Below are 25,651 nucleotides of genomic sequence, written 5' to 3'. Positions count from 1 at the left end.
TACTGCAATAATTGAGGAGAGCCTGCCTCATGATCCAGATCGATTCGACCAATGCCCAGATCCTTACCCTGCTGCAGCAGGACGGGCGCATGACCAACGCAAAGCTCGCCGAGCAGCTTTCGATGAGCGAAACGCCGTGCTGGCGGCGGCTGAAGCGGCTGGAGAACAGCGGCGTGATCGAGGGCTACCAGGCCAATCTGAACCGGCGCAAGCTGGGGCTGGGGGTGATGGCCTTCGTGCAGCTGCGCTGCTCCGAGCACGACCAGGCCGCAACCGCGGAATTCCAGCGCATCGTGGAGACTGCGCCCAACATCCTCGCCTGCCACAACACCACCGGGGCGGACGACTTCCTGCTGATCGCGGTGGCCCGGGATCTCGATGACTACAGCCGCTTCGTGGACACCACCCTGCGGCGCCTGCCCGGGGTGACCGGCATCCGCTCCAACCTGTCGCTGAAGGAGATGAAGTCGGTCAGCACTCTGCCGGTCAACTGGGCGCAGCGCTGAACCGGCAGCGCGCTCACGGAAGCCGCTTTCACGTGTCTGCCGGCCGGAAAGGAATTTTTCATAACACGCTTGCTGGAAATAATTCCCCGTTACCCCTCACTGAAGAATGGAATTGTGGCGGGCGGGGGGCGGCTGCCGGCGGCCGAGGTCACCTGCCGCACTGCCGCCCCCGGAAATGCGCTGCGCGCCATCGCCCGGGGAGGTTCCCGAAATGCCGCTGGGTGCGGGCACAGGCACCTGGCCCCGGCGGAGTGTCCGACCCATGCTGAACGGAATACTCTCCCGCCGGAGGGAACCAATCATGCCTCATACAGCCAACGGAAAACGCGGCATGCGGGATTTTTTCAGAAACATCCTGCGCGAAGGCAAGGAAAGGGGCATCGGCGCCGCCGTGCTGAACCCCAGCCCCGTGCAGATCCGGATGACCGGGAACACCGGCTGGCTCTCGATGTCGCGACGCGGACGCCTGTTGTGACGATCCCGGCAATCTCGCTCTGTCCGGCCGCCAAGGCGCACCGCTGCGGGATGAAGGTCTGAGCCCATGAAGGCCGCTGTGCGCCAAGGTTCTGAGGCGGTTGGCACGAAGAGCGCGGACGGCCGGAGCCCGCGAAGGCGCGCGGAGCTTGCGCACCCAAACCCAGGTTCCGACCTCGCCCCGGCTGCTGCTGGACCATCTGATCACCGCCGTGGGCTATGGCGGCAACTTCATCGCCTTCACCCTCCCCGCGCCGACGCTGACCGATGTCACCGGCTTCCCGGCCGGCACGGTGAGCCTCGTGATCCTGCTCTACGGCGCCTCGGTCGCGGGGGACATCATCGGCGGCAAGCTGGGCAACCGGATCGGGGCGGTGCCGTCGCTGAACATCATCTTCGCGGGACTTGCCGGGCTGCTGGCCGCCCCGGGCACCGCGCTTACCAACAAGGTGGTCACGGTGGCCGTGGCGGCCTTCTGGGGCGGCTTTGCCTTCGCCAGCGTGCCGCCGCTGCAGTTCTGCGTGGTGCAGACCGCCCGCGAGGTGGCCCCGGCGCCGTGGATGTGGCCTCGGGCCTGAACATCGGCGCCTTCAGCCCGGGCATCGCCTTTGACCCCGGGCCGGCGGGCTGGTGGCCGGGCAGATTGGCCTGACCGCGACCCCGCAATGCAGAGCCCCGCGCCGGTGCGGAGCATCATGCATGTGGATGGCACTAACGATCCGGACGCCCCTATGCGTCCTGTCCGCGTTCCCGGCGGCCGCGCAGGCGGCCTGTCTAGAGAATGCGCAGCACCAGCGCCGCAATCCCGGTATAGGGCAGCAGCGCCAGCAGGAAGAACAGCCCGTCGCGGGTGAACATCGCAAACGCCAGCAGCGCCACCCCGCTGGCCACGATCGAACCGGAGAAGGGGATGAACTCCAGAAAAGGCATCGTCAGCCCCGAGAGCAGGCAGATCACCTGCGGGATGTAGATCAGGGGTCGGTGGAACAGGCCGGTCATCCGGTGGTGCGTGTGGCGGTCGAGCCAGCGCAGGAAGGGCTCCACCTTGGAAAGGATCCTCTCCACCGACTGGCCCTTCACATTCTGCCGCGACAGTTTCCGCGGCAGCCGGACTTCGCGGTAGCTCAGCAGCATCTCCAGCGAGATCAGCGCAATCACCAGCCCGCAAACCGCCGACAGACCCGGAATGCCTGAGAGCGGCGTTGCGGCAGTGAGGGCGACGATCAGCAAGAGCGTTTGATGGCTCCGCCGCCCCAATGCCTGCACCAGACCGTCAATAGAGACATGGCCGTTGCCGCTGACCGAGCGGATCTGATCGGCGACATCGCCAAGGGAGCGGATAGTCTGTTTCTGCATGGATCAGCGTTCGCTCTGCTCTTCGGCGTCCTCTTCCGGGCCGGCGGTGTACGTCCCCGCGGCCTTCTCGCCGAGCTTGATGACACGGATGATGATGAGGGCGAGCACGGTCGTCGCGGTGGCGAGGAACCACAGGCCCAGGCCGCAGGCCAGCCCGATCGCCGCGGCCAGCCACATGCTGGCGCCAGTGGTCAGCCCGCGCACCTTCCCCCTAGTATAAATGATGAGGCCTGCCGCCAGGAAGGCGACGCCCTGGGTCACCGCCTCCACCACGCGAATCGGGTCAACACGGACTTGGTCGCCGCGCTCGGAGGCGCTTTCCAGCAAGTGCAGCATCACCAGGCAGTAGACGCAGGAGGCCATGCCGGTGAGCATATGCGTCCTGAGCCCGGCCGGGCGGCGCACCACCTCGCGCTCGAAACCGATGAGGCCGGTGAAAAGCAGCGCGCCGAGAAGGCGGAACAATAGCACCTGCCAAGGCATACCGAAGGAAATGGCGATTTCTTTGGCGAAGAGATCCATCATATTGAAACTACGGCCCGGCAGCTGAGTGTTTAGAACCATCGATGGGTTCTAAACGCCCGCCAGAGCGCGAAAGTTCCCCTCCGCGCCGCCCCCGCGGCAGAACCGCGGGGGCGCAGTGCCTGTGCCTCCGTTCACACGCCGAGGTAGTGGTCGGTCAGCTCAGGTGTCAGCGCTTCAATACCGCCGGTCCAGACGCTCTTGCCCTTGTTGAGGATCACCGCGCGGTCGGCCACGGCGGCGAGTTCCTTCAGCGTCTTGTCCACCACCAGGATCGCAAGGCCGGTTTCCCGCTTCAGCCGGCCGATGGCGGCCCAGATCTCCTGCCGCACCACCGGGGCCAGGCCTTCGGTCGCCTCGTCCAGGATTAGAAGGCGCGGATTGGTCATCAGGGCGCGGCCGATTGCCAGCATCTGCTGCTCCCCGCCGGAGAGCGACTGCGCCTGCTGGCTGCGCCGCTCGCCCAGCCGCGGGAACAGCTGCGCCACCTTGGCCAAATCCCACTCGCCCGGGCGGGCGGCGGCGATCAGGTTCTCCTCCACCGTCAGCGCCGGGAAGCAGCGCCGCCCTTCCGGCACCAACCCGATACCAAGCCGCGCGATCCGGTGTGAAGGCAGCGCGCGCAGGTTCTGCCCGTCAAAGCGCAGCTCTCCGCCCGAGGCCGGCAGCATACCGCAGATGGTCTTGATGGTGGTGGTCTTGCCCATGCCATTGCGTCCCATCAGCGCCGCGACCTCACCTTCGCCGATGTTCAGATCGACGCCGAACAGGGCTTGCGACGCGCCATAGGAAGCTTCGACGGATGTCAGCGACAACAGGCTCATGCGGCGTCCTCCTCTCCCAGATAAGCGCGGCGCACCTCGGCGTTGCCGCGGATTTCATCGGCGGTGCCGGTGGCGATGATTTCACCGTAGACCAAAACGCTGATGCGGTCGGCCAAGGCAAAAACCGCATCCATGTCGTGTTCCACCAGCAGGATCGGCGCCTCGTGGCGCAGTTCGTCCAGAAAGCCGGTCAGCGCCTTCGAGCCGCTCGCACCCAGGCCCGCCATCGGCTCGTCCATGAGGAACAGCTTGGGCTTGAGCGTGAGCGCCACCGCGACTTCCAGCTGGCGGCGCTGGCCGTGCGACAGGTCGGCAGTTCGGCGGCCGGCCTCGTCAGTCAGCCCGACCCGCTCCAGCGCTTCCCGCGCCGGAACCACCAGCGCCTCGTCCTTCATCACGTTCTTGAACAGGCGGAAGGCCCGTCCGCTGGCGCCAAGCGCGCCCAGAACCGCGTTCTGCAGCACGGTGAACTCCATCGCCAGCGCCGAGATCTGGAAGGTGCGTCCCAGCCCCAGCCGTGCCCGCGCCATGGTGTCCAGCCCAGTCACATCCTGGCCCAGCACCTCGATTCGGCCGCTGTCAGGGCGCAAGCCCCCGGCGATCTGCGCAATCAGCGTCGACTTGCCCGCGCCATTGGGCCCGATCAGCGCGTGGATCTCCCCGGCGCGCAGATCCAGCGAAACGTCCTTGCTCGCGGTGAGCGCGCCGAAGCTCTTGTTCAGCCTGTCGACCTTCAGGATAGCGTCAGTCATGCGCCACCTCCCGCCCGGCGAGGGCGCCGATCAGCCCGCCGCGGGCAAAGAGCACGATCAGCAGCAGCAGCAGGCCCAGGAATATCTGCCAGTAATCGCTGATGCCGCCCAGCATATGCTCCAGCAGGATGTAAAGCGCCGCTCCCGCGACCGGCCCGTAGAGCCGCCCGACACCGCCCAGGATCACGAAGATCATGATCTCGCCGCTGGTGTGCCAGCTGAGCATTGTGGGGCTGACAAAGCGGTTCAGGTCGGCAAAGAGCGCGCCCGCAAGCCCGGTCAGCGCGCCCGAGATCACGAAAGCGGTCAGCCGCAGGTGGAAAGGCGTGAGCCCCACGGTCATCACCCGCTGCTCGTTCTGCCGCGCCGCGGTGAGCGCCAGCCCGAAGGGCGACCTGGCCAGCCGTGCGGCGAACCACAAGGCAAGGCAGAGGATCACATAGGCGATGCCGAAGAACTGGATCGGGTCCAGAGTGTTGAGGCCGGGAAACTCGTTCCTGACCCAGATCGACAGCCCGTCCTCGCCGCCGTATTGCGACCAGCTGATCGCGAAGTAGTAAAGCATCTGCCCGAAGGCGAGGGTGATCATGATGAAATAGACGCCGGAGGTGCGCAAGGACAGCGCCCCGATCACCAGCGCCGCCAGCGCGCTGGCGATGGTGGCCACCAGCCAGATCACCGGCATCAGGTTGGTTCCCTCGATCAGAAAGGGCCACTGCATCAGCGGCTCGTAGTTCTGGGCATGGGCGGCGAGAATGCCCATCGCATACCCGCCGATCCCGAAGAAGGCCGCATGGCCGAGGCTGATCAGCCCGCCCAGCCCCAGCGCGATATTGAGCCCGACGCCCGCCAGCGCCAGGATCGCCACCTTGGTCGCCAGGGTGATGATGAAAGGCTCACCCGTCATCCAGGCCCATAGCGGCACCGCCAGCAGGCCAAGCGCCAGCGCGGCATTGAAAATCCGTTCGCGGCCCATCTTATGCAGCCCCCCCGTAAAGACCCGAGGGCCGCACCAGCAGAACCGCCGCCATCAGGATGTAAATCAGCATGGAAGCCAGCGACGACCCGACCGACGTCGCGCTCGCAGGCTCCATAAACAGGCCGAAGAACTGCGGCAGGAATACCTTGCCCAGCGTGTCGGTGAGCCCGACCAGCAGGGAGCCGGCCAGCGCGCCCTTGATCGAGCCGATGCCGCCGATCACGATCACCACGAAGGCGAGGATCAGCACCGGCTCGCCCATGCCCACCTGCACCGACTGGATCGCACCCACCAGCGCGCCCGCCAGCCCCGCCAGCGCCGCGCCAAGCGCGAAAACCAGCGTGTAGAGCTTGGAGATATCCACGCCAAGCGCGGCAATCATCTCACGGTCGGCTTCGCCGGCGCGGATCTGGATGCCGATGCGGGTGCGTGCGATCAGCCAGAACAGCCCCGCCGCCACCACCAGCCCGATGCCGATAATCGCCAGCCGGTAAAGCGGATAGGCGATGCCGCCCGGCAGCGTCACCGGCCCCGACAGATAGTCCGGCACATCCAGGAACAGCGGGAAAGAGCCGAACAGCCAGCGGGTGCCCTCGGAAAAGATCAGGATCAGCGCAAAGGTCGCCAGCACCTGGTCCAGGTGGTCGCGCTCGTAGAGCCTGCGGATCACCACAAGCTCGACAATCGCCCCGGCGGCGGCAGCGGCGGCAAGGCTCGCCACCAGCGCCAGCAGGAAGGAACCGGTCAGCCCCGCCACCAGCGCGGCGGCAAAGGCGCCCACCATGTACAGCGCGCCATGCGCCAGGTTGATCAGCCCCATCACCCCGAACACGAGGGTCAGGCCAGCGGCCATGAGAAAGAGCATGACCCCGAATTGCAGACCGTTCAGGATCTGCTCCAGTATGAGAATAATGGACATGGGAAGGTTCCGTGCAGGCAGGGCCGCGGCCGCGGAGGGGGCGGCCCTGCTGGTCAGGTCAAATTACATCTTGCACTCGGCCGCGTAGGCGTCGGCGCGGTCTTCGAGTCCGGTGGCGACGATCTTGTTGGTGTAGACATCGCCCTCCTTGATCACTTCGCGGACATAGATGTCCTGGATCGGATGGTGGTTGTTGCCGAACTTGAAATCTCCGCGCACCGAGTCGAACTCGGCCGCCTTCAGTGCTGCGCGGAAGGCGTCCTGGTCGGACGGATCGGCCTTGTCGAGCGCGCTGAGGATGAGGTTGGCGGTATCAAAGCCCTGGCTGGCATAGAGCGAAGGCAGGCGGCCGTATTTCTCCTGGAAGGCTTTGACAAATGCCGCGTTGGCCGGATTGTCGATATCCTTGCTCCACTGCGAGGTGTTCTTCACCCCCAGCGCAGCTTCGCCCACCGCTTGCAGGATGCCTTGGTCAAAGCTGAACGCCGGGCCCACCACGGGCAGGCCGACGCCGCTGTCGGCATACTGCTTGAGAAAGGAAATCCCCATGCCGCCGGGCAGGAAGAAATAGACCGAATCCGCGCCCGAAGCCCGGATCTGGGCGATTTCGGCTGCGTAATCGGTCTGGCCCAGCTTGGTATAGACCTCGCCCGCCAGATCGCCCTCGTACATCCGCTTGTAGCCGGTCAGCGCGTCTTTCCCGGCCGGGTAGTTCGGCGCCAGGATGAAGCTGTTCTTCAGGCCGGCGTCATTGGCATAGGCGCCTGCGGCTTCGTGCAGGTTGTCGTTCTGCCAGGCGACGTTGAAGTAGTTCGGATGGCAGCGCGCCCCTGCCAGCGCCGAGGGGCCTGCGTTGGGCGACAGATAGAACACGCCCTGCGCGGTGGCGGCGGGCACAACGGCCATTGCCAGGTTCGACCAGATGATGCCGGTCATGATATCGACCTTTTCGGACTGGATCATCCGGTCGGCCAGCTGCACCGCGGTTTCCGGCTTGCGCTGGTCGTCTTCGATCACCAGCTCGATGCCTTCGCGGCCATCCTGCTCCATGGCCAGCAGGAACCCGTCGCGCACGTCCACGCCCAGCCCGGCGCCGCCGCCCGACAGCGTGGTGATCATGCCGATCTTGGTCTCCGCCGCGCCGGCGCCCGCCAGTGCCGCCATGCCGGCAGCAAGGGCCATTGTCCTGAAGCTTTTCATTTTTACCGTCTCCCTGATCTGTTGTCCTTCGGGTCCGCGTTGGCCGCAGATCCCATAGCGGTACTATTTCCGACAACCGGCGGCAGCGCCAGCCCCGGCGTGATGCCCCGCGTCCGGCCGGTCCTGCCGGCCCGCGCAATGGGCCTCCCGCCCGGACCCTGCACGGCGTGCAGGGCTGCCCGGTTGGTCCCTCTGGCCGTTTTGTGACAGCCTCCCTCAGGGAAGTAGGCCGCAAAACCAATTTTATTTCAAGATTAAAATATTCAACCCTGAAACATCACGCCCGCACACGCCGGAAAGGGCGGGCGGGCATGGCGTTCCACAGCTCGGTTGCCTGCAAGGGAAAACGGCCAGCCTAGCCGCGCGCGACGTTGAGCACCTGCAGCTGGGTATATTCGGTAAGCCCCTCAACCGATTGCTCGACCCCAAAGCCGGAAGCCTTGAAGCCCGCCATCGGGATATGCGGCCCGATGTTGATGTGCTGGTTCACCCAGACCGTGCCGGATTCGATGCGCCCGGCGATTTCGGCACCTTTCGCGGTGTCGCTGGTATGCACGGACCCGCCCAGCCCGAAAGGAGAGGCATTGGCGCGGGCGATCACCTCCTGGATGTCGTGGTAACGGACAACCGGCAAGACCGGGCCGAACTGCTCCTCGTCGACGATGCGGTCGCCATCCCCCACGTCACGCACGATTGCGGGAGAAATGAAATAGCCCGCCCGGCCCTCGATCACGCCGCCAGTGAGCAGCGTGCCGCTGGCGGCGGTCTCTTCCAGCAGCGCGGCGAGCTTGGCAAATTGCGTCTTGTTCTGCACCGGGCCGATCGTCACGCCCTGCTGCAGCCCGTCACCCACCACCGCCTTTTCGGCAAGCCCCGCCAATTCGGCACAGAAGGCGTCATAGAGGCTGTCGGGCACGTAGACGCGCTTCACCGCCAGGCAGACCTGGCCCGCGTTGAGGAAGGCCGCCTCAAAGACCCGCTGCGCAACCGCCTTCACATCCGCGTCCGGCAGCACGATGGCCGGGTCATTGCCGCCCATCTCCAGCGTCAGCCGCTTCATGCCCATGGCTGCGCCCGCCATGATGCGTTTGCCGGTCTCCGACGAGCCGGTGAAGCCGATCTTGGCGACATCCGGATGGGCGGTCAGCAGCGGTCCCAGCTCATCCCCGCCGCTTACGATATTGACCAGGCCGGGCGGAAAGATGCGGGCACAGAGCTCTCCGAGCTTCAGCGCCGTCACCGGGGTGGTGGGCGCGGGCTTCAGCACGATGGCATTGCCCGCCATCAGCGCCGGACCGATCTTCCAGCAGCACAGGAGCAAGGGGAAGTTCCAAGCGACGATGCCCGCAACTACGCCCAGAGGCCGGTGGCGGGTCTCAATGCGGGCGGCGGCGTCGTTCTGTATCACCCGGTCCGGCAGCTCCAGCGCCGCGGTGTGGGCCAGGTAGCCCTGCGCCCATTCCACCTCGCCCGCCGCCTCCGCCAGGGGTTTGCCCTGCTCCAGGGTGATCAGCCGGGCCAACTCTTCGGCATGAGCGGCGATCTCCGCCGCCAGGGCTTCGACCTTGGCGCGGCGGCTGGACACAGGCGTTGCGGCCCAGTCCTTTTGCGCCGATTTCGCGGCGGCCACGGCGGCGTTCAGCTGCGCCTCGCTGGCGCGCGGCACTTCGGTGAACACATCACCGCTGGCCGGGTTGATTACCTCCACGGTGCCTTCCCCTGCCACCAACTGGCCGTCAATCAGCATCTTGAAATCCATCGGGTATCCTCCTCCCTAGCTCGGCTCCCGGGCGGGAGCGTGGGGTCAGTACAGCATGGAAGGAGGCCAGCGCGCGTGGCGGGAGGTGCCGGAAACCTGGGCGAGGGCGCCATAAATATCTTTTATTTTCAGTGATTTGCCGTCATGGCCGCAGCTTCCTGCGCATACGTGCGCGGGGAGGTGGCATAGCGGGTGCGAAACAGCCGGTTGAAATGCGACAGATCGCGGAAACCCGCGGCATAGGCAAGCTCCGCCACGGGGGCCCGGGCCCCGCCGCAGGCGGCAAAGCGCAAGGCTTCGGCCACCCGCTTAAGCCGCAACTCCTGCAGGCAGAGGGTGAAGCTGCTGCCGTTGCTGCGGAACTCGCGCTGCAGCTGGCGGCGCGACAGGCCGGTTTCCCGGGCAAAGCCGTCGAGCGTCAGCTCCGAATCCGCGATCCGGCGCGCCAGTGCATCCCGGATCAGGCGGAAACGGCCCAGCGGGTCCCGCACACGGGCCGGGACAGCTGCCTCCGGGTCCTCGCCAAAGGCCATCACCGCCAGTTCAAACAGCAGGGGCTGCGCGGCGGCGGCCTGGGTGTCTTCTGCCAGCAACGCCAGCAGCGCACCATGCAGCGGATGCGCCGCGGCGAGCGGTCGGCCGGCCGCGGGCAGGCGCCCCCGCGCGGCCAGCACCAGCCCGCGCGGCAGATGTGCCGAAACCAGGGAAACCGGCGCACCGCCAAAGCGAAGCTCGGCCGCGCGGGTCGAATCGAGCAGCACCAGGGCGCCCGGCTCCAGCAGCGCCTCCCGGCCCGCATGGGTCAGCGCGGTTTGGCCAGCACGCTGGTGCAGGAGGAAGAAATGCTCCTGATCGTCGCGCCGGATACCCCTCAGGGTGCGTTCGATACGCGCGATGCGGCAGGCGATCTGCGCGATGCCGATGCCATGCCGTGCCGCAAGGTCAAAACGGCCCGGCGTGTTCTGCCTGCTGTCCCGGCAGGCGTCGTAATGGCCGCAGCTGGCGCGCAGGCGGCTGGTCCAGTCCTCGAACGGGGTCATCCGGCCGCGCCGCTGCGCCGCTCGCGGCCTTGGAAGGCAGCGCCTGTCATCTCCGCCCCGCGCCCGGCCGCAAGGTTGCGCGCCAAGAGGCCGGTGAAATGCGCCGCCGCCACACTGGCGCCCGCAAGACCGCTGGCGGCATCGCGCGGGCAGGCGCCGAAGCGCGCGCCGGGCAGGTTCAGCAGCGACCATTGCCCCGGCCCGCAGCGCGCATCCCCCTGCACCGAGTGGACACCGGGAAAGGCCGCCGGGTAGACCGGCCCGCCCTGGGCCGGAGCCGAAGCCACCACCTGCTTGCCCGCCGCCAGCAGCGCCGCCACCGCTTCGGCAAGCGCCGGATTTTTACCGGGCAGCCCGAAGGAGCAATGCACGACATCCGCGCCACCCTCCGCCGCGGCCGAAAGCGCCGCTGCGGCGGCGGCGGCGGCAGCCGACATGCGGCCAGGGAAGATCACATGGCTGATGAACCGGGCCTTCGGCGCGGCCGCGCGGATGCAGGCGGCCATCACCGCAGCATGGCGGGCGGCGGGGCTCTCTGCTGCCAGCGGATGCAAGGCGCAATGCAGCTTGTGACGCGCGCCCGGCAGCGGCCCGTCAATCAGCGCGACCAGCGGCCGGGCCGTCATGGTGCGGGATCCGCAAGGTCGAGGGTCATGCCGAAGCGCCCGTATGCGTCGGCCTGCCCATGCGCGGTGATGATCCTGACCGTCTGGGGGAAGTGTGTGTCGATATGGACGATGATCCGCGCAGTGGTCTCCCGGTCAACTTCGGAAAGCGCCTCGTCCAGGATCAGCACATCGAAGGGCCGCAGCAGCAGCCGGGCCAGGCAAAGCCGCTGCCGCTCGCCACCGGAGAGGCTGATGCCGCCCTCGCCCAAGACCGTCTCCAATCCCTCGGCAGCGCGGAACCGCGCCGCAAGCCCCAGCACCTCCAGCAGATGCCACACCTCGGCTTCGGCCCCGGGGCGTGCCCAGAACTCCGCCTCCAGAAACAGGTTGTCGCGCAGGCTGGCCGCCACCGTGAAGGGGCGCTGGCCGGCGAAGGCGATGCGCTGCTCTGCACCGATGCGAACCCGGCCCGACACCGGCTGCGCCTGACCCGCAATCACCGAAAGCAGGCTGGTCTTGCCGGCGCCGCTTGGCCCGGTGATGGCAAGCTTGCAGGCGGGCGGGATATGCAGGCTCAGCGGCTTCAGAGGTGGCTGCTTGCCGCGGCCGATAACCAGATCCTGCAGGGTGATACCCGCGGCTTGCGCGCGCTCGGGCGCTGCGGTCAAAGCAGGCACGGGCGCCATCACCGCATCCAGCCGCGCCAGCGCCACCCGCACGCGGGCCTGCGCATGCCACAACCCCAGAAGCGACTGCATCGGCCCGATCATCAGCCCCATGTAGGCGAGGAAGGCGATCAGCGAACCCAGCGGCCAGCTGCCCTGGATCACCATCAGCCCGCCCGCAAGGAAGATCCCCGCCCGCACCAGCGCCGCGATCACCATCGGCACCGAGCGGGTTAACTCGCCCCATTGGTACTGCGTCACCAGGCGGTGGTTGAGTCTGCCGTGCTCGGAAAAGTTGCGCGCTTCGGCCCAGGTGGTGCCGCCCGCGGTTTGCAGCGCCGCAGCGCCGGCCAGGCTTTCCGCAAGCCCCGCGGTGTAGCGCCCCTGTGCGTCGCGCGCGGCGCGGGCAAGGCGTTCGGTACGGGGCCGCGCCCAGATCAGGAACAGCAGTTCCGCCGGAGCCAGGAGCGCGGTCAGCAGCCCCAGTTTCCAGTTCAGCACCATCAGCATCGCGCTGCCGCCCAGCAGCCGCACCAGCGCCGACGTGCCGCCCAAAAGCGCGTTGAAGGCGAATTTCTGCACCTCGCCGCTGTCGCCATCCAGCCGGGTCAGCAACTCGCCCGCGCGGTGGCGGGCCAGCCAGGCGGGCGGTTTCTGCATCAAGCGTTCCAAGAGGCTCTGGCGCAGCGCGGCCAGCATCCGCACCGAGGCGCGCATGTGCAGGATGTTGCTGAGCGCCGCCATGCCCGCCGCCGCCAACCCCAGCGCAAACAGCACAGCGGCCCAGCGGATCAGCGCGGCGGCGTCGCGCGCGACCAGCCCTTCGTCGATCACCAGCTTGCTGACATAGGGCGGCAGCAGCGCCAGCGCGGCAGCGGCAAAGCTGAGCGCAAACAACAGCGCCAGCCTGCGGTGATAAGGCCTGAGGAGCGGCAGCAGCCAGCCCGCCGCCCCCGGCCCGAACAGCGCCGTTGCCAGACCGGCAAGCCCGGGGCGGACCGGCGCCGCCCCGGACCCGCCCTCAAACGCGGCGCTGCCATGGCTTGTTGCGCCACTCATCCGCCCGGGATCACCTGCAGGGTGGAGACCGACATGTCCCCGCCCGAGGGGATGCGCATCTCGCCGATCCGCTCCAGGCTTTCGCTGTCGTAGACGCCAATATCGTCATTGGTGCCGCCGACGTAGAGCTCCTTGCCGTCGGTGGAGACGTTGATCACATAGTAGGTGTGCGGCAGGTCCACACGCTTGATGAGCGTGCCGGTCTCCAGATCGTGCTTGGAGAGCTGGGTGTAGACGCCATAGAGGTATTTCGGCTCCGCGGCCGAGCGCACGCCCGAGAACATCAGCACTTCGAAGGAGGCGAAATCCTCGATGCCGGTCTCCCCGGTGGTGAGATCAACCGACTGGTAGCCCCAGACGAAATCCGCCAGTTCCTCCTGGCTTTCGTCGGTGAACTTGGCCGCGGTGTAAAGCAGCATGAACTCGTCGTTCTGCGAGCCCGTGGGCCAGAAAGCGAGCACATCGGGCGGGCTGTATGCGGGCCGGTCCCAGCTCGCATTGGCAATGGCCACGCCCAATTCGCCGGTTTCGGGGTCCATCCGGTAGACATCGTGCCCGGCGATATAGACCTGGCCCTCCCGGTCCGTCGCGAGCAAAGTCGCGCGGCGCGGGGCGGGGTGCAGCTGCAGCGGCTCGGCCTCCAGCCCGGCGGCGGTGTCGTAGACCGCGAACTCCGGCTCCATCACCTTGTAGCGGTCCGCCTGCTTGTCCACCGGGTTGCGCACTGTATAAAGCCGGGTGCCGTCTTTGGAGACCGCAATCGAGGCGATCGAGCGGCGGGTGATGCTGCCGCCGGACTGGCGGGCGCGGAACACCGTCTCGCAGGTGGCGAGCTCGATGCCCGCCACGTCCTCCCAGTGGTTCAGCAGCACATAGGCGATGGTGTTGTCCGGCGACATGGCGATGACGCCGGGGGTCACGTTGGTTTTCAAATTGCAATCGGTCTTCAGGCTGCGGCTCTCCGCATCGAAGACATAAAGGTTGGCGGGCCTTGCCACCGTGACAAGCTGGTCGCCCGCAGCGGCAGGCAAAGCCCCGGTCATGAGGGCGGCGAAGGCAGTAAGATGTTTCAGCATGGCGCGCGCTCCTCAGGTTTCGGCGTCTTTGGGGTAGGTGCTGCCCAGGGCGCGCCAGTCGCGGGCGGCATTGGGGGCGTTTTCGTCCCAGTCCTGATGGCCGACCATGATGTCGGGCACCTGCGCGGGCCACCAGCAGGGGTCGGAGCAGCCGTAAAGGTCCGCCTCCATCGGCTGGCACAGCGCGGCGACACCGCCGAAGGGGTCGACCTCCCAGCCGGGATCGAAGGTGGTGGCGCAGCCCGCGGTCACGGTCTGCATCGCGCGCACCTCCTCCATCTGGCCGCTGGCGGCGGCCTCCTGAACACGTTCTGCTTTCTGGTTGAGCGGCTTCATTTTCCGAACGCCCTCCTTGGCGATACATGGCTGTGGAAGAACTGCGGTGCTGCGGCGATCAGGCGGGCATAGGCGGCCACGCCGAAATCAATCCAGTCGCGCATCAGGTCGCAGTAGTGATAGGTGGGCATCAAGGGATCGCTGAAATGCGCGTAGCTTTCGTGGTAGCAGCCGCCCGCGCACAGGTTGCGAATGCGGCAGGTGGCGCAACCCTTTGCAGTGCGGTCCGAGCGGCTCTTGATGAACGCGGCCAGTTCCTCGCGCTTCAGCCCCTCGTCCACGGTGCCGAAGCTCTCCATCCCCGAACCGGTGAAGCGGTGGCAGAGGTCCACCACTCCATCATGGTTCACCGCCACCATGCCGACGCCCGCGCCGCAGGGCAGCGCCTTGGAGCGGCCCTCGTAGAGGTCGTTCATCATCTGGTGCATGTTGGAGAAGCCGATGTTGCGGCCGTTCAGCGCCTCTTCGACGTAGAGGCGACCCAGCGTCTTCATGCCCTCGAAAACGTCGAGCAGCTCCTGGCCGTTGAGGTTGAACGCATCCATCTCGCCTGAGGTCACGGGCGAGAAGCCGACCTCGGCAAAGCCCAGATCGTTGATCAGATGGTCCCATATCTCCACGATCTGGGTGACGCCCGCGGTCAGGGTGACGCGCGCGCCGACCGGCTTTGACTTGTAGCGCGACAGCAAGAGCCGCGCCTTGGCGGCGACGGTGTCGTAGGTGCCCTTGCCGCCCACGGTCTTGCGGTTGAGGTCATGCTGCGCCTTCGGCCCGTCCATCGAAACGGTCAGTCCGAACCGGTGCGCATCCAGCCAGCCGATGATCTCCTCGTTCAGCAGGGTCGCATTGGTGGTCAGGCTGAAGTTCACCTTTGCGCCAAGCGCCGCGAAATGCGGCTCGGCCCAGTCCACCACCTCCCGGATTAGCGGCAGGTTGGACAGAGGCTCACCGCCGAAAAAGACGATGTTGTAGCTGTCGCGGCCGGGGTTTTCGGCAAGCAGCAGCTCGACCGATTTCACCGCCGTCTCAAACCCCATCTTGCGGCCTTTCGAGGGCACCGCGAGGTCCTCCTTGTAGCAGTAGGAACAGGCCAGGTTGCAGCCGGTGTTGACGTTCAGCACCACCGTGGTGAGCGGGAAGGTCTCCAGCTCGATCGGCGGCCGCTCGGGGCGCAGAGGACGGCCGTCGCTGATGATGTCGAGCCGCACCATCCCGTCGAGCCGCTCGGCCATGCCGGGCTGATCCCGGAAGCGGGCGTCGAACTCCGCCGCGGAGAAGGCGCCTTCGCTGGCGGCGAAGTCCAAGAGGTCGCGGTCGGCCGGGTCCATTTCAAAGATCGAGGTGGTGGGCACATGGAACAGCACCTCGCGGCCGGTGTCCGGGGTGCTGACCCGGTGGGCGTTGGCCGCCTGATAATGAAAGTCTTTCATGCTTCGGTCCTCCTTCAGCGGATCGGCGGGTCGATGAAGCGCTGCACGGTGACGATCAGCATCGCCTCCGCGGTTGCGCCCATGGCTTCGGCCACGACCTTCAGCTCGCCCGCGTTGTTGGTGCTGAACTTGCGCTCCGGGTTGGGGCCGGCCGCAGCGGGGGTGAAGATGCCGCTGGCGTCGATGCCGCCCGCAAAATGCGCGTCCCGCATCGCGGCCGCGTGTTCATGCGCGTTGATGACCGACCAGCTTGCCGGGATCGCGCCGACGCGCACGTCGTCCTCTGTGCCCGCCTCGCCATCGGGACCATTCCAGAACCCGATGGCCTTGAAATGCGCAGGCACCGCATCCGGCCCCGCACCGCCGCCCCCGCCGACCCGGGCGATGGTGAAGGCGGGCTCCACCTTGATCGCGTCGATGCTGTCGTAAAAAGCGACCTGCCCCGCGGCGTCTCCGGCGGAAAATTCCACCACGCCGTTGCCGCTGGTCTCCAGCGCCAGCCACGCGCCGAAGCCGTTGGCCGTGGCCTCCGCACCCTCGGCTTGAAGCGCGTCCAGACCGGTGCCGACCACCTGCACCTCACCCGCACCGGCCGGGAGGGCGGACGGCACGGTGCCGAGGATCGCGGCCCCCTGCCCTGCGCGAAGACCCGTGAGAGGGGCGCCAAGCGCATCGTTGTCGCGCTCGAACTGTCTCCCAGTCAATGCGTTGCCGTCTTCGGATAGCGCAAGGATCTGCCGGTAGGTTTTGCCCGCCATCTCCAGATTGGCGCGCCATTCGAAGCCCGAGTAGAGGTTCATGCTGCCGCTCACCGCGTGGCTGCTGCCATCCGCCGTGACCATCTCGCCGCTGACCTCGAAGGGCGAGGCGCTGCCGGTGACCGACAGGCTGCCATAGGCTTCGCCCAGTCCCGGCAGCTCGGTCAGCACGACCCAGTCGCCCGCCACGGGCTGCTTCTCCTGCGCCTGCCACGCCTGCCAGGCGTCCATGTCCAGCCCGTTTGTCTCGGCCAGATAGGGCGCGATCTCTTCCTTCGCGATGCGGTACCACTCGCGGTCACGGCCAAGCGCCTGGTATTCGATGGTCGGGAAGTGGCCGACGTGGAACTCCATATGCAGCGCCCATTCCTCCGGCGTGCGCCGCTGCAGCAGGGCGCGGGCGCCGGTGTGGCAGCGCGCGCACATGGACGCAAAGGGCTCGTCGAACGCCTCCTGCGCGTTGGGGTCCTTCTCCAGCCCATAACGCAGGCCCTCGGTCTCGGCAGGCGCCAGCCCCTGCGTGTCCGACAGGTATTGCACGATGGAGCGGCGTTCCTCCGGCGTCAGCTCCACCCCATGCGCGTCCTGCATCCGCCAAACCGTCATCATCCAGCCCTCGGGCGTCTTGCGCTGACCGCTGATCCGGCTGAGAGTGCCGTCTTCGCCCGCGGTGTGGCAGCCTGCGCAGATCTCCCCGACCAGCGCCTCGCTGGCGCCGGCCGGGGCGCCGGCAAGCGCCGTCAGTATCGCGGCCGCAAGGCCGCCGGTGGCTCGTCTCATGCTTCGTACTCCCTGTCGTGGCTGAGTTTCTTGAGGGCGCCGGGCTGCCCCAGGCCGCGCGACAGCAGCCATTGGTGCAGGTTGCGGGCCAGCGGTTCCGGCAGTTCTGGCGCGAAGGCGGCGCGGAAGCAGTCTGCGGGCGGCAACCGGCCGGCGCCGAGGCGGCGCAGGAGGGGCGCGATCTCCTGCCCGAAGACAAAACCCGCACCGCTTGGATCCTGCGCGGTGATCAGCACCTCGCGCCGCTCCAGGCGGCCATCGACGACAGTGACGCGGCGGGCGAGATGCGGTTCGGTGCCGGGATCATGTGCCGGGGCATCGTCGGGCCAGGTGCCGCGGCGCTGCCAGAAGGCCCCGCCCTCCCCCGCAGACCGGTAGAAGTCACGCCCGACCCGGGACTGCCGCCAGAACGTGCTCCGCACCCGGTTCAGGTAGAAATCCCGCGCCAGGTCCGCCTGCCCTGCCAGCAGCGCGCGCGCCACCGGCACCGCCATCAGCGCCGAGGAAACCGCCCAGAACATGCCGTGCCCGGACAGCGGATCCAGCGCCACCGCGGCATCGCCAAGCCGCGGGCAGCGCGGATCGAACTGCGGCGCGGTGAGGCGCGGGGCAACGGCACGCACTTGCGGCGCCTGCGGCAAGGGCAGGTTTTCCCCCGCCACGGCCTGCCAGAGCGCAGCAACCCGCGCCGTGCCATCGCGCGCCGCCTGTGGCGCATCCCCCGCGGCCTGCACCCAGCGCGTGCCATCGCCCAGATCGGCGATCCACAGCCAGCCCTCGTCCCGGGCTTCCACCCGCGCGGCCAGGGCGGTCCCCTGCGGGGCGGTCAGCAGACCGGTCACCGCCAGAGTCGCCGGCCCCTGCAAACCCCCCGCCATGCGCGGCGCACGGCGGCCGCGCGCCTCGAACAATAGGCCGGCCTCCAGCGTATCCCCGCCCGCCAGCAGGATGCGGCCGCGCTCCGGCTGCACCCGCGCGACCGGGCGCTCCAGCACGGTGACGCCCGTCTCCCCGGCGGCTTGTTGCAAGGCGGCATCAAAGCGGGCGCGGTCGGTCAGATGCTCGAGATTGCGGCGGCCGGAGAGCGCACCCCAGCGAACCTCCCGGCGGCAGGCCGGGGAGACGCCCTCCACCGGCAAGCCCTGAGTGCGCAGCACCTCTACGACGCGCGGCGCCAGGCCTTCGATCCGCTCGCAGCGCGGCAGGAGCCCTGCCAGCGCGACCCGGAACCCCGCCCGCGCCAGCAGCGTGGCCGCCACCGAACCGGCAGGGCCCGCGCCTGCAATCGCTATGTCGAAAAGTTTGCCGTCGCGCATCATCCCGCAAGCATGACGCCGCCCTGGCCCGCAGATCGCGGACACTTCCGGACAATGTTCCGACATTTCCGGACAGAGTCCGCCGCCCGCAAGCCCGGGTGCCACAAAAGATTAGGATTTGCAGCAGAGCACAAGCTACCCTGCGTCAACCTTGGGAAACGCAGCCATGCAGCAGATCTACCAGCCCCGTATCCAGGCCTCGACCCTTTGTGATCCGATCCGCGTCGTGCAGGTGCTCGACGGCGACCTCACCGCGATCCAGCGGCGCGCGGGCATGGCAGCGGGGGTGGCGGAGGGCGAGATCGGGCTCAGGACCTTCGTGCAGTTCTGCGAAGCGGCGTCGGAGGCGCTGAACCTGCCGGATTTCGGCTGGCGGGCGGGCACAGTGTTTGACCTGCGCAACCTCGGCCAGCTGGGCCACGCGATTCAGGAGGCGCCAACGCTGGGCGCGGCGCTGATGCTGTTTCAGAACGCCTTTGCCATGGTGCAGAGCGATTCAGAGCTGAAGATCCAAGTGGACGGCGGCAGCGTGACGGTCGCCTACCGCATCCTCGACCCCAATATCTGGCCGCGCCGGCAGGACGCCGAACTGACGCTGGCGGTGCTGCACAAGCTGGTCGCCGCCGCAGCCGGTCCGGACTGGCGGCCCGGGCAGATGACGCTGGAACATGGCCCCGGGCCTCTCACCGGGTCCTTTCGCGCCGGGCCGCGCTGCCTGATCAGCCACGATGCGCCGGCCAACAGTTTCACCTTTGCCGAGGGACTCTTGTCGCGGCCGCTGGCCCGCGCGGAGAGCGGCCGTTTCCGCGATGCCTCCCAGGTGCTGGAACGGCTCGCGCGCCAGTGCGAGCGCGCGGTGCCGGTGGCGGTGCAGGTGCGCCGGGCCGTGCTGAACCGGCTGGGCAGCGCGGCGCCGGACCAGACAGAGGTCGCCGCCGCGCTGGGAATGTCGCGGCGCACGCTGCGGCGGCGGCTGGCGGAGGAGGAAACCCGGTTTTCCGCAGTGCTGGCGGAGTGCCGCATGGAGCTCGCCAAGCGCCTGCTGGCCGCGCCGGGCAGCCGCCTGGAAGACACCGCGGCCCGGCTTGGCTATTCCGAGTTGTCGGCCTTCGAGCGCGCCTTCAAGAAGCAGACCGGCACCACCCCGGCGCAGTACCGCGCGGGGCTGGCACGGGCCCCGGCCGCTGCGCCTGCCGGGGAGGCCTGTGTCAGGTGACAATCCGGGCCGGAGCCCGCGGGTTTCAGCCGAAGTGCAGCGTCTTCACTTCCTGGTAGTCCTCCAGCCCCAGCAGCCCGCCCTCGCGGCCGTTGCCGGACTGCTTGTAGCCGCCAAAGGGCGAGCCGTAGTTGAAGCCGCCGCCGTTGATGTGAATCGCGCCCGCCCGCAGCCGCGCCGCAACCCGCTCGGCCCGCTCAGGATCGCCGGTCTGGATATAGGCCGCAAGCCCGTAGGGGGTGTCATTGGCGATGCGGATCGCGTCTTCCTCGTCCTCGAAGGGGATGATCACCAGAACCGGGCCGAAAATCTCCTGCTGGGCGATGGCCATGGCATTGTCCACATCGGCAAAGACCGTGGGGCGCACGTACCAGCCCTTCTTAAACCCCTCGGGCCGGCCGGGGCCGCCCGCAAGCAAGGCGGCGCCCTCGCCGATGCCGGTCTGGATCATGCTCTGCACCCGGTCGAATTGCAGCCGGTCGAACAGCGGGCCGATGTGATCGCCCTCCCGGGCCGGATCGCCCACCGCCTGGCCTTCGGCGGCGGCCTTGGCAATCTCCAGCACTTGCGGATAGACGCTGCGCTCCACCAGGAGCCGGGTCGGCGCGTCGCAGCTCTGGCCGGTGTTGTACATGCATTCCAGCACTGAAGCGGTGACCTGCGCCTCCAGATTGCAATCGGCAAACACCAGGTTGGGGGACTTGCCGCCCAGCTCCAGCGTGACGCGCTTGACCGTCTCGGCGGCGTCGCGGGCCACTGCGGTTCCAGCACGGGTCGACCCGGTGAAGGACATCATCGCCACATCCGGATGCCGGGACAGCCCGGCGCCGGCGGTGGGGCCGTCGCCGTGGATGAGGTTGAACACCCCCGGCGGGAAGCCCGCATCATGGATCATCTGCGCATAGACCGCGGCCGACAGCGGCGTGTGCTCGGAGGGTTTCAGCACGCAGGTTGCCCCCGCCGCCAGCGCGGGCAGCACCTTCAGTGCAATCTGGTTGACCGGCCAGTTCCAGGGCGTGATCAGCCCGCAGACGCCGATCGGCTCACGCACGAGGATATCGCCGTTGGACAGGGTCTCGCGCAGGGGCTGGCTCTGCATCGCGGCCAGGACACCTTCCAGATGGCCTATCGCGGCATCCGCCTGGGCGTCGCGGGCCATGGAGATGGGCGCGCCCATCTCCGTACTGATCGCCTGCGCCAGTTCCTCGCGGCGGCCGCGGCTGATCTCCAGAAGGCGCTCCAGCAGCGCGCGGCGCTCCGCCACGGTGGTGCGCGAATAGCTGTCGAATGCAGCCTTGGCGGCGGCAACGGCGGCGTTGACGTCGGGGTCATCCGCCAGGAAAATCGTACCGGTCTGCGCTTCGGTCGCCGGGTTCAGCACCGGGAAGGCACGGTCCGAGTGCGGCCGCACCCAGGCGCCGCCGATGTAGTAGGATTGCAGGTCCATGCGGTCTTTCTCCCTTGCTGCGCAATTGGCGCGCTCCAGCCTGGGCGGGAGAGTGGACGCCGCCGCGGCACCGGTCAAGCGCCGCAGCGGGCCTTCGGCCGGACCGCAAACCGTGAAACCACCGCGAAGACCGTCCGGTTGTGGGCGTGCTGCATCAGTTGGGTGCAAATGCGGCCCGAAAGCGCAAAAAATTGGTTTGCGGACGATACTGGCGGCTAGGCTGCCGAAGAACCGCGGCCCCGAGACCCGCAGCACCCTGAGGCAAGACATGAGCAGATCCAAGTGGACAGCCCGTTCCCTGCTGCTGGCCGGCACCTTCCTGTGCGGCTGCACCGTGGGGGTAGACTACAGCCGGCCCGACTTCGCCGTGCCGGCGCATTACTACCAATCGCGCTCCCTTGCGACCGTCGAGGCAGCCTCCGAGGCCTGGTGGGAGGGGATGAACGATCCGGTACTGAACCGGCTGGTGCAATTGGGGCTGAGCCAGAACCTTGATCTTCTGGCCGCCCGCGAGCGGCTGAAGGGGGCGGAAGCCGTGCTGCGCGGCACCGGCAAGCCGCAGCAAGTGAGCGGCGGTTTCGACGCCAGCTCGACCTTCCAGCGCCAGGAATCCGCAGACAATTCCACCCGCAGCGACAATGCCAGTCTGGACGCCTCCTATGTCTTCGACCTGTTCGGCGAGTTCAAGCGCCGTTCGGAGCGCGCGGTCGCCGACCGGGACGCGCAGTTCTACTCGATGACGACCACCCGGCTGGCCATTCTCGACGCCATCACAACCACCTATATCGAGGCCCGTTTCTTCCAGCGCGGCGCCGCGGTGACCCGCAAGACCATCAGCCTGCGGGAGCAGATTTTGCAGTTGGTCCAGGAATTGCAGGAGGCCCAGGCGGCGCTGGCGCTGGATGTTGAACGCACCAAGCTTCAGGTCGTCAGCGCCAAGGCCGACCTGCCCTCGTTCATTGCCAACTACGAAGCCTCGGTCTATGCGCTGGCCACGCTCCTGGACCGGGACGCCAGCGAAATTTTTACCGCGATGCAGAGCGGATATGGCCAGCCGGCGCCCGCCACCCAGCCCGAGCTGGGCGTGCCCGCCGCGCTGTTGCGCAACCGTCCCGACGTGCTGCTGGCCGAAGCGCAGCTGCGCAGCGCCACCGCCGGCATCGGGGTTGCAGAGGCCGAGCTCTACCCTTCGCTGCAGATCTCCGGCAGCGTGCAGGCCGGGCGCAGCACGCCGAACCTCTATTCCATCGGTCCGGCGCTGAATGTGCCGGTGTTCAACCTGCCGGTGCTGCGGTCCTTCCGCGACCGGGCCGTGGCGGATGCAAAGGCGGCGGAATTCGACTACCGCGCCGCGGTCCGCACCGGAGTGGAACAGGTGCAGACCCGTCAAAGCAGCCTGCGCGCCGCGCGCGATCGCGCCGCCGCCCAAGCGCGCGCGGTGTCGCTTGGCACCAAGGTTGCGGATCTTGCACGGGAGACCTTCCGTGCCAGCGAAATCACCTTGTTCGACCTGCTCTCCACGGAAGAGGCGCTGCGCGACAACGAGCTGAACCTGATCTCCGCCCGCCGCGACCTGGCGATTTCCTGGTCCCGGCTGAATGTGGCGCTTGGCAAGGGCTGGGCGCGGTATCAGTCGCCCGCCGCAGCCGTCCAAGCCGGGACCGCCGCTGCTGCGGGCACGCCTGCGGGCACCGGAGGCTAAGCCGCCCCCGTTTATGAAAAGACCGCTGCCGGCCTCGCCTCAGGCCGGAACCGGCACGTCGTCGCACAGCCGGGGCTGATTGCCGCCGGGATGGCTAACCCGGCGGCCGGCAGCCAGCAGAAACCTGCCGGGCGAGGCGCTGTGCCTGTACCCGCACGGCGGCCAGACCGAGGACTTGGGTTGAGTGATCGCGCCGCGTGCCACTAACAGGATCCCCTGCGCCGCCGGCCAAATCACCCCCGGGCGGCGGCGGCATGCGTGTCCCCGCTTTTAAGGAATGACTCGATGCAGATTGAGCTTCTCCGTAGGCGGGGCCGCCTACCGCCCCGGCCCGGGCGATCTAACCCGCCGCCCAAGCACGGTCCGGCCCTACCCGCCCCGCCCATTTGGACCGGCACAGGACGATGGCGTTCCGCCGCCTGGTTGGTATTGGGCCCGGCAAGGCCGGCGTTGTGCACACTGCGCGGCATGGGGCTGGACTGGAGCCGCGCACAGACCCCCAATCGAGCCGCTGGCAACCGCCTCTGAAATTGGCAGGCTGGCACCGACAATCTGCTGCCTGACCGCGTATGCCGGGCGTCGGGGCGCCGGGTCTGCGCGCCTGGGGCCCCGCGGTGAAGCCGCGGGCTATGAGGGGGGTGTGATGGCTGTTCTTCTCCTGGCTGAAGTGACCAACGGCGAGCTGGCGCTGGACGCCACCGCCAGGGCGGTAACCGCCGCCAAATCCCTGGGTGACGTGACCGTGCTGGCCGCAGGCAATTCCGCCGCGTCCGGCGCCACTGCGGCCGGGCTGTTCATATCTGCGCGGAGGACGGGCGGCAGGGCGATGCGGCGGCTCTCTTCCAGCCGCAGCGCGCCTTCATATGAGAATGCATCCGGCTCCCTCCGGCCCGGTGCGGCACTGCCACGAGCCGCTCGCACGTGAGGCCGCTTGCGGATTGCGTTCCTCCCCGCAATCGGTGCGGCCAGGGCCAGAAGCGCGCGGTTCGACATCCGTTTATCCGCGAGATCCAGCCCCTCCGGCTGGCAAGGCAGCATGGCTGCGGCGCGGCCGGCCAGCGCTTTGATCAGCACGGAGGCACCGGGCCCGCGGTTGCGAAGGCTTTCGGGCGGCACGGCCGCAGCCGCCTTGTCCTCGCCCTCGCCCCGCGACCCGGTCCACGAACACCAGAAGCGGGGCCCCCCGTAGCAGACCCAGGAGGACGGCCCCCAATCGGCAACAGCCCTTCAGCCACCGCCAGCGGCGTTGCGGCTTGGTCCAGAATATCGCGCTACGGGCCGAGGCCGGGCACGATTTCCGTCCCTGCCCGGCCCTGGGCGGTCCGCTTGATCAAACAGCGCCGGGACACACGGGTCACCTCCTGCCGCTGCAAATAAGATCTGGCCGGCCTCATCCTCCGCTGCCAACCTGGCGTTGGTGATGAAATTGCCCAAGAACACCGGTTTGCGCGACCGCATGGTGATGTCTTCAAAGCCGCAGGAGCGCGCGGTGGCAGCGCGGATGATTGCCGCATCCGGCGTAATGGCTTTGAAGAAAATCCATTCCTCACCTTCGATACCGTCCCGGCTGACGATGGGCTCGCCCCGGGCGGAGACGTTCATCACGCCGCTCCCGGTCGCGGGAGCGGCGAAGGTCTCCATGCCAGCCCAGATGAGCATGCCGGGCCGCTTGACCGCGGCTTCGCGCTGCATGTCCAAGGACGGTGCCCGAGGTCACTTTACAGATGCCCAAGTGTTCGGCGATGATCATCTGCCAGACCCTCGGCGGCTCAGTCCGGCTAGTCCTCAACGGGCAGAGTCCGCCGGTGAACCGGTTCAGCAGGTCCGGCTTGGCGACATGGCCGCCGCCCTTGCGGCGAACAAGTCGCCGGCCGCGATCAGGTGGATCGGGGTCAGGTACCGCGGTGAGCCCGCGGCGCCGAAGCGCGCGCCGGGAACCTCAAGAACCGCATCGGGGCGGCACTGGCCGCAGGAGACGTTCATGGCCGCGGCTGCTCCGCCGGGGATGAGTTTGGCGGCCTCAGGTACGGGCAGTTGCCCCGTCATGCGATCCATAGTTACTGTCAGATCATATACGACGTGCCTTGGAGACCCCGGTGAACAAAGGCTGCCGCGGGAGAAGCTCTGCGTCACCGCCAATGCGCATCCGGGCAATTCCGCCGGGGCGGCCTTCCAGTCCTCGGTCGGGGCAAGCCTGAAGAAGCTGCATCCGGACTATGCCGAGGTTCTGGGCTTGCCTGGGCCGCCCGCCCGGGCGGTATCGCGCTCTCGTTGAATTATCTGGAGGGGACGCGGCGGTGATCACTGATGCGCCGCTGGTTGCCAGCCACGTGGAGTTTCACCCGCGTCGAACTCGGATGCGCTGCTGGCCGCCGCGTCGGACAGGGGCATCGCAATATCCTTCCAATGCCTCGTGGCGCGGCACGGGGTTTCCGGACACGCGAACTTTACCGGGACCCGCGAGGGCTTCGGCAAGACCGCGGCGCAGGCGGTGCTGCGCTGGATCCGGCAGAAAGGCGCGGCGGCCGGCACCATGCCGACCAAGCGCGCGAACATCCGGGCGAACTTCGGCGTGATGGTTTCATCAGCGCCTGCACTGGCACGGCCCGGACCGGGGCGATGATGCAGAGCGGATTCCGGATCGTGGCCTCGTACCCGGTCTGCACCGGCAGGTTCGCCCGCTTCAGCCCCGGCCTGAGACATCCGGCCGCGGCCGTTCTAAGCTTGGCGTTCCAAATTGCGGTCCGATGGACACTTGCACCGTCTTGCACCGGGCCGCTGCAGTCCGGTTTGCAGCGGTGTCCCTCTCCTCTTGCCAAGCAGCCCGGCCCCAAATGTTCCGGCCCGGCCAAGTAATCATTCACGTGCTAAGCCAGCCACTCCTGACCGCTATTCTGTCCAGGGCGATGACGGCGGCGGACCTCACG

At 67.8% G+C, this 25,651-nt stretch carries 24 protein-coding genes and 1 pseudogene; 6 read left to right on the top strand and 19 right to left on the bottom strand.

Annotation, left to right across the window (positions count from 1 at the left end; genetic code table 11):
• Positions 1-29 precede the first annotated feature (29 nt).
• The 3 genes from ACOHX0_RS07540 to ACOHX0_RS07530 all read left to right on the top strand — a co-directional run bounded on the left by ACOHX0_RS07540 (position 30) and on the right by ACOHX0_RS07530 (position 1,558).
• Positions 30-506: an Lrp/AsnC family transcriptional regulator gene (locus tag ACOHX0_RS07540; protein WP_420676069.1), complete on the top strand. Its 477-nt coding sequence runs from the start codon at positions 30-32 to the stop codon at positions 504-506.
• Positions 507-837: 331 nt separating this feature from the next.
• Complete coding sequence (locus tag ACOHX0_RS07535; protein ID WP_420676068.1) at positions 838-981, top strand: hypothetical protein; 144 nt, start codon at positions 838-840, stop codon at positions 979-981.
• Between the two features lie 148 nt (positions 982-1,129).
• Complete coding sequence (locus tag ACOHX0_RS07530; RefSeq protein ID WP_420676067.1) at positions 1,130-1,558, top strand: MFS transporter; 429 nt, start codon at positions 1,130-1,132, stop codon at positions 1,556-1,558.
• Positions 1,559-1,754: 196 nt separating this feature from the next.
• On the opposite strand, the gene ACOHX0_RS07525 is transcribed toward ACOHX0_RS07530, so the two are convergent.
• From ACOHX0_RS07525 to qhpG, 16 genes are all read right to left on the bottom strand, one after another.
• The gene (locus ACOHX0_RS07525) at positions 1,755-2,336 is read right to left on the bottom strand and encodes an exopolysaccharide biosynthesis protein (protein WP_420676066.1); all 582 of its coding nucleotides are present in this window, start codon (positions 2,334-2,336) and stop codon (positions 1,755-1,757) included.
• A 3-nt stretch (positions 2,337-2,339) separates the two neighbouring features.
• A complete protein-coding gene (locus tag ACOHX0_RS07520; protein ID WP_420676065.1) occupies positions 2,340-2,861 on the bottom strand; it encodes an MgtC/SapB family protein in 522 nt (173 codons plus the stop codon).
• 131 nt (positions 2,862-2,992) lie between these two features.
• Positions 2,993-3,682, bottom strand: a complete 690-nt coding sequence (locus ACOHX0_RS07515) for an ABC transporter ATP-binding protein (protein ID WP_420676064.1) — start codon at positions 3,680-3,682, stop codon at positions 2,993-2,995.
• On the bottom strand, positions 3,679-4,434 hold the full coding sequence (locus ACOHX0_RS07510; RefSeq protein ID WP_420676063.1) for an ABC transporter ATP-binding protein: 756 nt from the start codon (positions 4,432-4,434) through the stop codon (positions 3,679-3,681). Before ACOHX0_RS07510 ends, ACOHX0_RS07515 begins: the two co-directional genes overlap by 4 nt.
• Positions 4,427-5,410 (bottom strand): branched-chain amino acid ABC transporter permease, encoded by a 984-nt coding sequence (locus tag ACOHX0_RS07505; protein WP_420676062.1) that lies wholly within the window; start codon positions 5,408-5,410, stop codon positions 4,427-4,429. The genes ACOHX0_RS07510 and ACOHX0_RS07505 overlap by 8 nt, the downstream gene beginning before the upstream one ends.
• A 1-nt stretch (position 5,411) precedes the next feature.
• A complete protein-coding gene (locus ACOHX0_RS07500) occupies positions 5,412-6,332 on the bottom strand; it encodes a branched-chain amino acid ABC transporter permease (RefSeq protein WP_420676061.1) in 921 nt (306 codons plus the stop codon).
• A 63-nt stretch (positions 6,333-6,395) separates the two neighbouring features.
• Entirely contained in the window at positions 6,396-7,532 is a 1,137-nt protein-coding gene (locus ACOHX0_RS07495) for an ABC transporter substrate-binding protein (RefSeq protein WP_420676060.1), read from the bottom strand.
• 355 nt (positions 7,533-7,887) lie between these two features.
• Positions 7,888-9,291, bottom strand: coding sequence for an aldehyde dehydrogenase family protein (locus ACOHX0_RS07490; RefSeq protein WP_420676059.1), 1,404 nt, complete (start codon positions 9,289-9,291; stop codon positions 7,888-7,890).
• 128 nt (positions 9,292-9,419) lie between these two features.
• Positions 9,420-10,331 carry a helix-turn-helix domain-containing protein gene (locus ACOHX0_RS07485; RefSeq protein WP_420676058.1) on the bottom strand — a complete coding sequence of 304 codons (912 nt, stop codon included), beginning with the start codon at positions 10,329-10,331 and terminating at the stop codon, positions 9,420-9,422.
• Complete coding sequence (locus tag ACOHX0_RS07480; RefSeq protein ID WP_420676057.1) at positions 10,328-10,957, bottom strand: S8/S53 family peptidase; 630 nt, start codon at positions 10,955-10,957, stop codon at positions 10,328-10,330. Before ACOHX0_RS07480 ends, ACOHX0_RS07485 begins: the two co-directional genes overlap by 4 nt.
• A complete protein-coding gene (locus ACOHX0_RS07475) occupies positions 10,954-12,663 on the bottom strand; it encodes an ABC transporter transmembrane domain-containing protein (protein ID WP_420676056.1) in 1,710 nt (569 codons plus the stop codon). Before ACOHX0_RS07475 ends, ACOHX0_RS07480 begins: the two co-directional genes overlap by 4 nt.
• Positions 12,660-13,739, bottom strand: a complete 1,080-nt coding sequence (peaD, locus tag ACOHX0_RS07470; RefSeq protein ID WP_420676055.1) for a quinohemoprotein amine dehydrogenase subunit beta — start codon at positions 13,737-13,739, stop codon at positions 12,660-12,662. Before peaD ends, ACOHX0_RS07475 begins: the two co-directional genes overlap by 4 nt.
• A 12-nt stretch (positions 13,740-13,751) precedes the next feature.
• Entirely contained in the window at positions 13,752-14,075 is a 324-nt protein-coding gene (gene qhpC, locus ACOHX0_RS07465) for a quinohemoprotein amine dehydrogenase subunit gamma (protein WP_420676054.1), read from the bottom strand.
• The gene (gene peaB / locus ACOHX0_RS07460; protein WP_420676053.1) at positions 14,072-15,505 is read right to left on the bottom strand and encodes a quinohemoprotein amine dehydrogenase maturation protein; all 1,434 of its coding nucleotides are present in this window, start codon (positions 15,503-15,505) and stop codon (positions 14,072-14,074) included. The genes qhpC and peaB overlap by 4 nt, the downstream gene beginning before the upstream one ends.
• 14 nt (positions 15,506-15,519) lie before the next feature.
• Entirely contained in the window at positions 15,520-17,043 is a 1,524-nt protein-coding gene (peaA, locus tag ACOHX0_RS07455; RefSeq protein WP_420676052.1) for a quinohemoprotein amine dehydrogenase subunit alpha, read from the bottom strand.
• The gene (gene qhpG, locus ACOHX0_RS07450) at positions 17,040-18,359 is read right to left on the bottom strand and encodes a flavin-dependent monooxygenase QhpG (RefSeq protein WP_420676051.1); all 1,320 of its coding nucleotides are present in this window, start codon (positions 18,357-18,359) and stop codon (positions 17,040-17,042) included. Before qhpG ends, peaA begins: the two co-directional genes overlap by 4 nt.
• 166 nt (positions 18,360-18,525) lie before the next feature.
• On the opposite strand from qhpG, the gene qhpR reads away from it, so the two are divergent.
• Positions 18,526-19,575 (top strand): AraC-like transcriptional regulator QhpR, encoded by a 1,050-nt coding sequence (gene qhpR / locus ACOHX0_RS07445; protein WP_420676050.1) that lies wholly within the window; start codon positions 18,526-18,528, stop codon positions 19,573-19,575.
• 25 nt (positions 19,576-19,600) lie between these two features.
• Here the strand turns inward: qhpR and ACOHX0_RS07440 are convergent, their stop codons facing one another.
• Entirely contained in the window at positions 19,601-21,022 is a 1,422-nt protein-coding gene (locus ACOHX0_RS07440; protein WP_420676049.1) for an aldehyde dehydrogenase family protein, read from the bottom strand.
• 268 nt (positions 21,023-21,290) lie between these two features.
• On the opposite strand from ACOHX0_RS07440, the gene ACOHX0_RS07435 reads away from it, so the two are divergent.
• Positions 21,291-22,724: an efflux transporter outer membrane subunit gene (locus ACOHX0_RS07435; RefSeq protein WP_420676048.1), complete on the top strand. Its 1,434-nt coding sequence runs from the start codon at positions 21,291-21,293 to the stop codon at positions 22,722-22,724.
• Between the two features lie 643 nt (positions 22,725-23,367).
• Positions 23,368-23,511 (top strand): annotated as a pseudogene (locus ACOHX0_RS07430) (electron transfer flavoprotein subunit alpha/FixB family protein); the annotation flags it as partial.
• A gap of 440 nt (positions 23,512-23,951) precedes the next feature.
• On the opposite strand, the gene ACOHX0_RS07425 reads toward ACOHX0_RS07430, so the two are convergent.
• Both ACOHX0_RS07425 and ACOHX0_RS07420 read right to left on the bottom strand, forming a co-directional pair.
• Positions 23,952-24,422 carry a hypothetical protein gene (locus tag ACOHX0_RS07425; RefSeq protein ID WP_420676047.1) on the bottom strand — a complete coding sequence of 157 codons (471 nt, stop codon included), beginning with the start codon at positions 24,420-24,422 and terminating at the stop codon, positions 23,952-23,954.
• 117 nt (positions 24,423-24,539) lie between these two features.
• Positions 24,540-24,707 carry a hypothetical protein gene (locus ACOHX0_RS07420; RefSeq protein WP_420676046.1) on the bottom strand — a complete coding sequence of 56 codons (168 nt, stop codon included), beginning with the start codon at positions 24,705-24,707 and terminating at the stop codon, positions 24,540-24,542.
• Positions 24,708-25,651 lie beyond the last annotated feature (944 nt).

The sequence above is a fragment of the Cribrihabitans pelagius genome (assembly GCF_048820915.1).
GTDB classification, from domain to species: Bacteria; Pseudomonadota; Alphaproteobacteria; order Rhodobacterales; family Rhodobacteraceae; genus Cribrihabitans_A; species Cribrihabitans_A pelagius.
The sequence above is the reverse complement of the archived record's forward strand: the minus strand, read 5'-3'. Positions and strand labels throughout refer to the sequence as shown.